This window comes from Shewanella sp. ALD9 (genome assembly GCF_002836315.1).
Lineage (GTDB): Bacteria > Pseudomonadota > Gammaproteobacteria > Enterobacterales > Shewanellaceae > Shewanella.
Window position 1 is genome coordinate 47517 of the sequence record NZ_PJCD01000041.1, and the last position, 11845, is coordinate 59361.

Annotated in this window: 9 protein-coding genes; 5 read left to right on the plus strand and 4 right to left on the minus strand. The window is 42.6% G+C overall.

All coding sequences use genetic code 11. The annotated features are described in order from the left end of the window. Window positions 1-2 precede the first annotated feature (2 nt). Together CXF88_RS16915 and CXF88_RS16920 are read left to right on the plus strand one after the other, a co-directional pair. The gene (locus CXF88_RS16915; protein WP_242445189.1) at window positions 3-2441 is read left to right on the plus strand and encodes a LamG domain-containing protein; all 2439 of its coding nucleotides are present in this window, start codon (window positions 3-5) and stop codon (window positions 2439-2441) included. Between the two features lie 143 nt (window positions 2442-2584). Continuing rightward, window positions 2585-4162 (plus strand): general secretion pathway protein GspF, encoded by a 1578-nt coding sequence (locus CXF88_RS16920; RefSeq protein ID WP_101087760.1) that lies wholly within the window; start codon window positions 2585-2587, stop codon window positions 4160-4162. A gap of 110 nt (window positions 4163-4272) precedes the next feature. Here the strand turns inward: CXF88_RS16920 and CXF88_RS16925 are convergent, their stop codons facing one another. Together CXF88_RS16925 and CXF88_RS16930 are read right to left on the minus strand one after the other, a co-directional pair. Further along, window positions 4273-4680, minus strand: coding sequence for a GFA family protein (locus tag CXF88_RS16925; RefSeq protein WP_101087761.1), 408 nt, complete (start codon window positions 4678-4680; stop codon window positions 4273-4275). A gap of 142 nt (window positions 4681-4822) precedes the next feature. Beyond that, window positions 4823-5806, minus strand: coding sequence for an FAD:protein FMN transferase (locus CXF88_RS16930; RefSeq protein ID WP_101087762.1), 984 nt, complete (start codon window positions 5804-5806; stop codon window positions 4823-4825). Between the two features lie 224 nt (window positions 5807-6030). Here CXF88_RS16930 and CXF88_RS22200 point away from each other — a divergent pair, with 224 nt between their 5' ends. Next, window positions 6031-7023, plus strand: coding sequence for a 4'-phosphopantetheinyl transferase superfamily protein (locus CXF88_RS22200; RefSeq protein ID WP_101087763.1), 993 nt, complete (start codon window positions 6031-6033; stop codon window positions 7021-7023). An 86-nt stretch (window positions 7024-7109) separates the two neighbouring features. Here the strand turns inward: CXF88_RS22200 and CXF88_RS16940 are convergent, their stop codons facing one another. After that, the gene (locus CXF88_RS16940; RefSeq protein WP_101087764.1) at window positions 7110-9101 is read right to left on the minus strand and encodes an alkyl sulfatase dimerization domain-containing protein; all 1992 of its coding nucleotides are present in this window, start codon (window positions 9099-9101) and stop codon (window positions 7110-7112) included. A gap of 140 nt (window positions 9102-9241) precedes the next feature. On the opposite strand from CXF88_RS16940, the gene CXF88_RS16945 reads away from it, so the two are divergent. Beyond that, window positions 9242-10177, plus strand: a complete 936-nt coding sequence (locus tag CXF88_RS16945; RefSeq protein WP_197708463.1) for a LysR family transcriptional regulator — start codon at window positions 9242-9244, stop codon at window positions 10175-10177. Window positions 10178-10251: 74 nt separating this feature from the next. On the opposite strand, the gene queF is transcribed toward CXF88_RS16945, so the two are convergent. Continuing rightward, on the minus strand, window positions 10252-11109 hold the full coding sequence (gene queF, locus CXF88_RS16950) for an NADPH-dependent 7-cyano-7-deazaguanine reductase QueF (protein WP_101087766.1): 858 nt from the start codon (window positions 11107-11109) through the stop codon (window positions 10252-10254). 54 nt (window positions 11110-11163) lie between these two features. On the opposite strand from queF, the gene syd reads away from it, so the two are divergent. Further along, the gene (syd, locus tag CXF88_RS16955; RefSeq protein ID WP_101087767.1) at window positions 11164-11814 is read left to right on the plus strand and encodes a SecY-interacting protein; all 651 of its coding nucleotides are present in this window, start codon (window positions 11164-11166) and stop codon (window positions 11812-11814) included. Window positions 11815-11845: the final 31 nt, after the last annotated feature.

Sequence of the window (11845 nt, forward strand, 5' to 3'; positions counted from 1 at the left end):
CCGTGAAATATTTAATGGCTAAAGGCCTTGTTATTGCCTCATTAATCATCGGGCTTTCTGCTTGTGGTGGCGGGGATGTTGAAAAGAATCCGCCTGCGCAACAAACGCCACAATCTGACGTGTATACCGGCCCTGCAGCAGCAACGGCTGATATTCAAAAATACAAAGCATCGTTGTGGGATAACATCTCAACCCAAGACAAATGCGGTGCGTGCCATACAGAAGGTAATCAAGCGCCTTATTTTGCCAGTCGAAATAACGTTAACGATGCTTATGCTGCCACGAATCCATTGGTTGACTTAACCGACCCTAAAGCTTCACGTTTAGTCAGTAAAGTCGCTGGTGGACACAATTGTTGGCTCGCCAGTGATTCAGCTTGTGGTGAAACCATGACCCAATGGATCAAGTTATGGGCCGATGAGCGTGTTAGTACGGTCAATACTATTGAGCTGACTGCACCGGTTATTCGTGATCCAGGTTCTAGTAAAAACTTCCCTGATGACAGCAGTTTATTCAGTCAGCACGTTTATCCCATCGTGAATCAATATTGTGTGTCTTGCCATAATGAAGCAGCACAATCTCCCCAGTCGCCATTTTTTGCCAGCACCGATGTGAGCCAAGCTTATGAAGCCGCCAAAGGAGTCATTAACTTAGACGACCTAGCGCAATCAAGGCTTGTGGTGCGTTTAGGTTCGGAGTTTCATAACTGCTGGAGCAATTGTGTAGACGATAGCATTGAAATGCGCGATGCGATTATGGCGCTCAGTGATGGCATTGAACTTGATGAGATTTCACCAGACATGGTGGTGTCAAAGTCATTACGTTTAACCGATGGCATTACCGCCTCAAGTGGTGGCCGTTTTGAAACTGACGTAATTGCTTTATATCAATTTAAAACAGGTGAGGGCAGCATTGCTTATGACACCTCAGGCATATCTCCAGCCGCTAATTTGACCTTAACCGGTGATGTAGATTGGTTGGGCAGTTGGGGCTTGTCGTTTACTAACGGTAAAGCGCAGGCGAGTACCGCTAACAGCAAAAAACTGCATGATTTAATTACCGCAACAGGTGAGTTTTCTGTTGAGGCTTGGGTGACACCTAATAATGTAACTCAAGAAGGTCCAGCCAGAATAGTGACCTATTCTGCGGGAGACAGCGCACGTAATTTTACCTTAGGCCAAACTCAATATAACTATGACTTTATGCTGCGCACTCAAGCATCTAGTACCAATGGCGAGCCAGCATTAAGTACACCAGACGCGGATGAGGTATTACAAGCCACATTGCAGCATGTAGTGATGACTTACAATGCCACCACTGGCCGCAGTATTTACGTTAATGGTCAATTGATTGATGTGGTCGATGAAGACATTTCGCCACTTGCCAATTGGGACGACAGCTTCGCGCTTATTTTGGGTAGAGAAGCGTCAAACCAGCATGTATGGCAAGGCGATATTCGCTTATTAGCCATTTATAATCGGGTACTCGCACCTGAGCAAGTACAGCAAAATTATAATGTTGGAGTGGGTGAAAAGTTCTTTTTACTTTTCTCGATTAGCCATTTAATTGATCTTCCCAATACCTACGTCATGTTTGAAGTCAGTCAGTTTGATAACTACAGCTATTTGTTTAGTAATGCTGCCATTGTGAACATTGACGGTACGCCAGTAGCAGACAGCTTTGCGTTAAAAGGCTTACGTATCGGTATTAACGGTAAAGAAAGTGCTCAAGGCCAGTCATACGCGAATCTCGATTTATCAGTATCGGCAGGGCAAGCGATTGCAGAGCCGTTTTCTATCTCAGCATTGGGTACTATTATCGCCCTTGAAAAAGGCGCTAATCTGGATGAGTTTTTCTTAACCTTTGAACAATTAGGCGAACACACCAATGTAGTGTTACCTGGGGTATTTGTTACCCCTGCCGAGGTGCCAGCAACCACTCAATCGGCTCAAGTCGGTGTGCGTAACTTTGCTGAAATCAATCACAGTATGAGTATGCTCACGGGTGTTGACCAACAATCGACTAAAGTATTTAACACCTATCAGTTAGTTAAACGTCAATTACCGAGTCTTGAAAATATCGAAACCTTTATCTCTGCGCAGCAAATGGGCATCACCCAGCTTGCCATTGCCTATTGTGATACTGCGATTGAAGACAACACGATTCGCAGTAATTGGTTCCCAGATGTGGACTTTACTGCCGTACCTAGTGTGGCGTTAAATACCACTGAGCGCGCCAATTTATTGAACCCGTTAATTAACCAACTTATGCCATTATCGTTAGCCAGTCAGCCAAGTCAAAGTTCGGTTTACAATGAACTTGATAGCTTAGTGAGCGGTCTGTCGGTTTGTAGTGGCACCTGTACTGCAGAGCGCACCCGTACTATCGCTAAGTCTAGTTGTGCTGCCGTATTGGCCAGTGCCGTGATGCTAGTGCAATAGGGGTGACAGTATGAAACGATATTTACAGCGATTGATAGCATCAACCGTACAGCAGTCAAGGCAAACGGTTGCTGGATTGACGTTTTCACGATTAACCCATGCAACTGATATAGCCGTAATACGGGCACAAAAGGGATTCAACAATGACTAGACCTAAGCACCTTCATCCAGACAGTCCATTGTTGTTTGCTGACCATAGTAAGCCGATGACTAGGCGAGATTTTATTTCGACAGGCTTGTACAAAGGCGGCGCTGCAGTTGCCGGTTTATCGTTATTTAGCCTGTTTGCTAACCCTAACAATGCTCATGCGGCGCTATCACCCGATCTTGAAGCACTAAGAGACTCTTGCGGCATAAGCGTACAAGGGGCGGGCAAAATTCCGTTTATTAGTTTCGATTTAGCCGGTGGTGCCAATATAGCGGGTTCTAATGTGTTGGTTGGCGGCGCAGGTGGCCAGCAAGATTTCTTATCCACGGCCGGTTATAACAAGCTGGGTTTACCTGGTGATATGGCTCCGTCAATTGCGAACCCCAATGCGGGAATGTCTGATTTTATTAATACTGATTTAGGGCTGGCGTTTCACTCTGACTCGGCTTTTTTACGCGGGATTTTAGAGAAAGTATCGTCAGATACCGCATCACGCATCAACGGTGCTGTGATCCCAAATCGCTCAGACAATGACACGGGCAATAATCCACACAATCCAATGTATGCCATTGCAGCAGCAGGGGCGAACGGTTCGTTAATGCCGTTAGTGGGCTCCCGTAACTCAGATTCCGGCGGCAATTCAATGGCGCCCACCAACTTTATCGATTTAAGCAAACGTCCCACTAAAATTGATCGCCCTTCAGACGTAACGGGTTTAGTGGATGTAGGTGATTTATTCAGTTTATTGTCGCAACGTGATGCTGTGGCCGTGATGGAAAGTATTCAACGTATTAGCGCGCAAAAAATGGCGGCAGTGAACACGCAAGTTACCCGCGGTGATGTGATTAAAGATTTGGTTAATTGTGGTTATGTTAAAAGTGCTGACCTTGCCGACCGTTTTGGCGACCCATCAACATTAAACCCATTGTTAGACCCTGATATTGTCGGTCCTGGTGGCATTTTTGGGATTAATGAATTTGACTCTGAGTCTGAGTTCCAAAAAACAGCGTCCATTATGAAGTTAGTGGTTAATGGCTTTTCTGGTGCGGGCACGGTCACCATGGGGGGGTTTGACTATCACACTGGCGAGCGCGCCACAGGTGAGTTAAGAGACTTACGAGCCGGTCGCTGCATGGGCGCGTGTTTAGAATATGCTTCACGTCGTAATATGCCGTTAATGCTATACGTGTTCAGTGATGGCTCAGTTGCCAGTAATGGTCGCATCGATGACTCAATGGAAGGGCGCGGTAAAGGCGAATGGACTGGCGATAATTCATCAACAGGTGCGTCTTTCTTTTTGGTTTACAATCCGTCTGGCAAACCACAGCTAATGGGTGGCAGCGCCGACCAAATGGCCAGGAAACAACAAATTGGTTTTATGCGCAGCGATGCATCCGTTGATACCGCGTCAGCCCCGTCGGCCAATAACGTTAACTTGTTGGTAGAAACCGTATTGCTAAATTATATGGCTCTACATGGCGAACAAAGCCAATTTACCTCAATTGCCCCAGAACAAGGATTAGGTAATGCCACTATGCTCGATTCGTTAACTGCGTTTCAACCAATAGTGTAGATCTTGTTGTTGCTAGCGTTGATAATTAGGTTTTCTTGTTGCTTACGAGAAAACCTAATTGCTTTAAAGGGGGAATCTATTTGCAAACAACTGCCTAGACTAATAAATGATTACTCAGGGTAGTGCGAGTAATGTTTTATAGCAGACTCTGCAGTTGACCAACATGCTTTTTCAGATACAAAAATATTGGCTTCAAGCGCCATCGTTATGCTTGTATCTAATGAGCCTGCGGGCACAATCAATGACGTTTTGCTTTTATTAATAAATGGCACTGCTGCGCCGCAAGATTTGCAAAATGCTTTAGAGAATGATCTTTGAGGATGTTCGTAAGTCGAAATAAAATCGAGCCCTGTAATCCATTTTATATTTACAGTATCGGTAATTAAGTTTGACGCAAAAGCAGTCCCTGTTAGTTTTTGACATTGATGGCAATGGCATTGATAAAAGGCTTTAAAACTATCAACAACTTCGAATGTAACTTCACCACAAAAACAGCTGCCTATTAGTTTATCTTTCATCCGTTAACATCCTATTTTTGTATCAAAAAATTCATGATTCATAACAGTATATATTTTATAAATGCTGAAGCGTAAAGACTTTTTAAGCTCTCTAAGTCTCGCAGCTAATAATCCAATAACCAATAACCAAGAACCAATAAATTTAGTCTTGCTGTAATCCCGTCGATACATGTAACGTTTGTTGATTGTCTATTATGATCGCTTCGTATTCTGGTAACTCATTGATTAACGACATGCCTTTTTGTAACCCCATGACAAAGATGGCGGTGGATAGGGCATCCACATAAGTTGGATTTTTACCGATAATTGACACGCTGACAACATTGCGTGCTGAGTCGCCGGTTTTGGGATTAATAATGTGATGATAGCGCACGCCGTCTTCGATAAAGTAACGCTCGTAATCGCCAGAGGTTGAAATCGACTCGTCACTTAATGGTAATTGCACCGCGGTTTTGTCGTCTGCCCTAGGGTGTTTTATGCCGACAAACCAAGGGCGTCCGATGCGATCGCCGAGTAATGTGGTGTCGCCGCCAGCGCTGATAAGAGCATGTTCTATGCCTGAATCTTTCAATATAGCAATGCAATTTTTAACCGCATGCCCTTTGGCTATGCCGCCTAAATCAATTTTGACATCAGCATTAGCAAAACGAACTGAAGAGGTGGACTTATCAAGTATTACTGCTTGGTAGTTTATTGCTTTTAATGCGGTGTTAATGGCTGCTTGGTCGGGCTTTTGGTGCTTACGATAATCGTATTGGTAACCTACGGAGGCGTAGGTGATATCAAACATGCCATTGGTTAACTTGGCAATGTCTTGCGCGTCGGTGAGTAAATCAAATAGCTCTGGGCTGATGGTCACGGGTTTTTTGGCTGCATCGCGGTTAATGAGACTGAGTTCGCTGGTGGCGATATAAGGACTCATTGTTTGATCAATGCGCTGCATTTCTTGCTCTACCGCGGCAATTAAGCCATCTGCCGTTGATGCTTCGGCATTGTCAGGTAGCCAAAACTCAACATGTGCCAGCGTTCCCATGACATCAAAACTCTTTTGGTGCCATTGAGCAAACGCAGCATTTGAACTGAGTACCGATAACAATAATATAATGACTAGGCTGACTGTGCGCATGAATGTATAAGCTTTCTATGTTGTGGTGATAGCGGTGATAGCGGTGATTGTTGATGAATTAGTGCCAATCATCAACAGTAAAAGCGAAAATAACTTTTTTGATGCAGAAAATGCTTATTTGCATCACTCGTTATATGGGGGATATTTGACAAAATTCTCGCGGCATCGGGTTTATTGAGGTAGTTTAGCCGTATTATCGTTTAACAGAGTGTTATGTGTTTTTTATGTCGGTCATGTCTTCAATAACTCAACTCACTAATCATTCAGCTACTCGACCAGACACTCGATCAACCACTCGATCAACTGGGCTTTCTCAGCCTTATGTTTATTTTGTGCCACTTAATGGGGCGTTATCACCAGCTGATTATGAAGTGGGTTTAGCCTTAGGTTGGTTAAGTTATGATGAACTGGCCAAGGTTGGTCGTTATAAAAGCGTGTCGGCGCGTCATAATGCGTTGCAAGTGCGCTTAGCGCTTCGGGCTGTATTATCGCTGCACAGTGCATTAACGCCTCAACAATGGCGTTTTATTTACGGCGCTAAAGGTAAGCCTGCACTGACACAAGATTTGTTGGCGCAAACTGGGCTGCATTTCAATTTAAGCCACAGTGGTCAATGGCTAATGATTGGAGTATTGATAGCACCCAATGCTGAAGAAAAAACTGAGCCAACGATTGATGGAGCGAGTAACGAGTGGGTATACAATCCTGAACAAGATATTTGTTTTGGTGTCGATATTGAACGACAGCGTAGCAGTACCGACATAGTGCCCATTTTGAATCACTATTTTACTCAAACAGAAACCAACACCTTATTGCAATTGCCCGAGGCATTACAACGACAACGATTTTTTGATTTATGGGCCGTAAAAGAATCCTACATAAAAGCACGCGGACTGGGATTAGCGTTATCACTTAAGTCATTCAGTGTTGATTTTAGCCTGGCAGAGCAGTGCAATACCCCGTTGCAACGGGCTGATAATCACAGTCAGTCAATTGAGTTACTTAAGCCGGTAAAACTGAATTTTACCGATAGCAAACAGCCTGCCGCAACCGATTTTAGTTGGCAAACGGTGATGGGACGACTCGATAATGAATACCGTTTTGCGGTGACTTTGGGGTTGGCTAACTCAGCTGTTTCTAACGTGGTAATTGAACCTTACTCTATTTACAACACCTTATCGTGTGCCCAATTAAGCTTTGATGATTTGTTGGGTTGATGGAACCGTTGATGACTTAGCCGAAGCAATGCTTCGGCTAAGACTAAAGCCAAGATCAAGACCAAGAAGATGGTACGATCTGGTAATTATTTTAACGGTACAATTTCAAATTTGTCATTGAATTGTACTAAGGTCGAGGCAATTTTCCCAAAGGCTTGTTTGTCGCCAGTCATACTTGCATCACCTTGTTCAATTAATTGCGTTAACGTGGTTTGACCTAATAAAATACTGACAACATCTGCTTTGGCAATGGTTAACGTTGCATCAGCTTTTTGAAGTTTATTAACAACAATATTGTTCAAATTACCATGACTAAGCTCTACAAATATGGTGCTTTCAACTTCCGTCTTATCGGCTTTAGTCACCACATTTAAACTAATATCGCCCAGTTTATCTGCGGCAATGCTATCTATTTTTACGGCTAAAAAGTCAAATAAAGTCGGCATATCCATTTCGCTCAATACATCTGCAGAGGCTGATTTAGGTGTGCCTGGCTGAATTCCTATTCTTAACTCTTGAGTACCGGTTAAATAGATGTTTCTCCAACCAGCCCCTTCAGCTTGATAACCTAGTTGCTCGTAGGTGTCGGCTAGTAGATCTCGAGCACTTTGGTTACTTGGATCTGCCATAACCACTTTGTTAAGCGCTGTAGCTACAAAACGGTATTCACCTTGGCTAAAGTCTGCTTTGGCCTTTGCGACAACGTTGTTGGCGCCGCCCATGTACTCGACAAATTTTGTCGCTTCTTGTTGCGTTGGCAATGGGTTTAAGTTAGCTGGGTTCATGTCAAAGTAGCCTAAATACATGTTATAAACAGCTTTAGCATTATGACTGTAAGTGCCATGATAACCATTGGTGTACCATTGATCTTTTACCTGCTGTGGAATGGTGTCCATAATTGCGTCACCAATATCTTGTAATACTACGCCTTGATTAGCTAATCGCAGTGATTGGTTATGAACTAAACCATAATTGTCGCGTTGCATTTTAAGGTATTGATTTACTTCATTGTTACCCCATACTGGTGCTGAATGCGATGCGAATAGCACTTCAACATCTTGACCAAATGAATTGATCATCTGGTTAATGTCTTTTGACCATTTTAATGCATCGCGTACTTTTGCGCCGCGTAAAGTATAGATATTGTGCATACCATCGTAGGTTAATTCCCCGCTCCATAAGGCTTTCATTGAAGGAATATAAGTGACCATTTCGCTGGCTGCTTCTGTTCCTGAGGCATCCATAAACACCATTTCAAGTCCATCGACAGTTAAGGTTTCCCATTTATCTTTTTGATTAAGTTCGTAGTCGGGTTTTACGTAGGTAATTTCACCTTTGGATAAACCTTTAGCAAGCGCAGCGTCAACAATACCATGATCATGTTTGCCCAAAGTTGCTCCATATTGGTAGCTGGCTCGACGGCTCATAGCGTTGCCTGCGAGTACGTTTTCGGCAACCACTTCGGTTGTAATATTGTTTGACCCGTACACTTTTACATCAGGATATAGCTCTTGAATCCCCCGGGCTCCGCCAAAGTGGTCAGCATGGCTATGTGAATAAATCATTGCAACAATCGGTAATGTATTCCCTTCAGGAAGGTGTTCAAAAGCAAATTTGATAGATTGCTGCGCCGCTTCTTTGGTTAATAACACATCATAAACAATCCAACCGGTTTTACCGCGAATTAAGGTCATATTTGACAAGTCAGTACCACGAATTTGATATATGCCATCGGTGACTTTATATAATCCGTTCGAGACCATATTAAGCTGTGCTTGGCGGTATAGCGACGGGTTAACTGAGTCAGGATATTTATCACTGATAAAGCTAAATTCTGCACGCAGAATATCTGCGGTGGCTTGATCAAACTCGGCAATTCTATTTTGGTTGAAACGGGTGAACGCATTTTTGTCATTAAAGTTAAGCGTTTTGGCTACCTCGGTATTGTGGGCTGCCGTTGCTGGAGTCGCTTCTTTTCCCTGGTAATCGACACTTAAGTGGTCGTGTTCATGCTGAGCGGCTAAAGCATTGAGTGACAGGGTCGAAATCATTGATAGTGCGATGATAGATTTTTTCATGGTAAGTCCTCATATAGTTAAAGATAAATGTTTTAACGTTGATGAAACTATCTTAGTGGTTAAATACCAAAAAATAACTATAGTGAAATGGTGATAAAACATTTTTTATATGAATGTATTTGGCCTAAAAAGGAATGAGTATGAGCGATGCGTTTGCCAATAAATTGCCAGCATTGGATTTAAATTTACTGCGAGTTTTTTGTACTGTATGCCAGCAATCATCAATCACCCGCGCAGCAGAACAGTTAGGGTTGACGCAGTCGTCTGTGAGCAATGCGATTAGCCGTCTTAAAAACACACTGGGTTGTGAATTATTTATTCGTGTTGGTCGTGGTATTGAACCTACAGCAACAGGGTTACATATATTTAATACTGTTCAGCCAATGCTAGATACCATTGAGCAAACTTTGATGGGAGTTAAAGCGTTCGATCCCAGTACCTCTAGAAGAGTTTTTACCATTTATGCCAATGAAGCTGTTATCGATTTATTACAACCGCAATTAGATACAGCATTAGCTAATTTGTCTGTCAGGGTGGTGCTACGTAATTCACCAGTATTAGAGGCGGAACAGTTTCAAGACTTACAAATGCAAAAAGTAGATTTGGTAGTGGATATTATGCCGCCAAAACTAAAAATGTTTAGTTTTAAAAAGGTCGCCCAAGAGCGGATTATTTGTGTGGTACGTCAACATCATCCAGTGATAAAAAACCATGTCAGCAGCGATGATTTTTTTGCCGCCGAGCACGTTATGTATCGTCTACATCGCGATAATATGCGTGTTGCAGATATCATTTCTAATGATCCATTACCGCAGCGCACTTTATACAGTGAGCAGTCGTCTATTTTGAGTATGTTGTCGTTAATCAGTAAGTCGAATGCCATAGGCATAGCGCCATATACTTTTACCCAAAGCTATGCGCAACTGTTTAAACTAACCTTGCTTGAATTACCTTTTAAGACTCGGCCAATAAATTTATACAGCATTTGGCCGACAAAACATGCATTAGATAAGTCATGTATTTGGTTAAGGGAAATAATTGAAAAACTGATGCATGATGCATATGGCTCTTCATAATGCAGGGAACATTAATCAAAAAGCCAATCTTAGAGAGATTGGCTTTTTGTTAATATCGCTATATGTGATGGCGATTATTGTCTCGCGAGGCGATTAGATTCCGGTGGGTTTTCAAAGTCGCTGCGGTACGGGTTGATGTCTAAGCCACCACGACGCGTATAACGTGCGTAAACGGTTAACTTAGTGCACTGGCAGTATTTTTTTAAGTCGATAAAAATACGCTCAACGCACTGTTCGTGAAACTCGTTATGCTGGCGGAATGAGATTAAATAGCGCAGCAGTTTTTCACGATCAATTTTAGGGCCTTGATAACGGATCATCACGCTGCCCCAGTCTGGCTGAGAGGTGATTAAACAATTAGACTTCAATAAATTTGAATTCAGTGTTTCAGCCACGTTTTTGTCAGGATCTGTACCACCGATTAAATGATCGGGATTAAATGCGTATTCGTCGACTTCAATATCCAAGTCATCAATACTAGTACCCGGTAAATCAATAATACGTTCGAGATTAAAATGCTTTGGTTCGATGACTTTGACGGTCAGGTCACCTTGGGCACAAGCGATTAAATCGCGGCTTAACGTTTCTTGTACGGCTTCGACACTGTCAAACTTAGTTTGGTTAAAACTATTTAAGTACAGCTTAAAAGATTTAGATTCAATCAAATTGACACTGTTGATATCTAACTGAACTTCCAAAATGGCAACAACAGGCTTGCCTTTAGCATTAAGCCAAGACAATTCATATCCGGTCCAAATATCGGTACCGTGAAAAGGGAGTTGACCACTTAATTCAATAGCATCTCGGTTAAGTTTACGTGGAACCCCTTGCAGCAGTGACGCGTCATACTCAGCTTGATAAGCAGTTGCTTGGCCTAATGTTAGGCCTTTTAATGCTGCTGCATCACTATAAGGGTCGTGATTGTGTGTCATCTAATCGGTTTCCGTGTCAAAATATGGTTTTATTATAAACTACGAGTGGCTTAAGTGTCTTGTTCATCTGCATTAGATTGCTTTATAAAAAACTATCTTAAATCTTATCAAGATACGCTATCTGAATTTCCGCGCTATTATCCTTTGGGCGAAGACTCAATATGTATTCAAGGCACCTTTAATGCGGACACTGATGATACTGTGTTCTGGCAGCCCATTAAACGTGACAATGTTGCTGACTTTAGTAACGTGGAGCATGCATTAAATATTCAATTACACCAAGATATTCATGCATTTTATGGCCAGTATTTTTCCGCGCCATTACCGTTTACTGCATCATTTGGCGACGGTGAATTACTCCAAGCATGGAATCAAGATGACTTCGAAAATTTGCAACAAAATGTAATTGGTCATTTGATCATGAAGAAAAAGCTCAAACAACCAGCAACTTGGTTTATCGGTGTGCTAGGTGATGACGACGAAATGCTAACGGTAAATAATGATGATGGCAGCGTGTGGATTGAAATTCCAGGTGAAAAACAGCGCACTAAATTAGCCGAATCATTAACGGCGTTTTTAGAGCAAATATCGCCGATGATCAAACCGCCATCAAAACCCGTCGAGGAATTACCTCATACGGTAGATCATCCAGGTATTTGGCAACGCATTAAAACCATGTGGGATTATTTGCTACGCAAAAAGTAACCGCATCAAGCATTGAAGTGCCATTTTATGG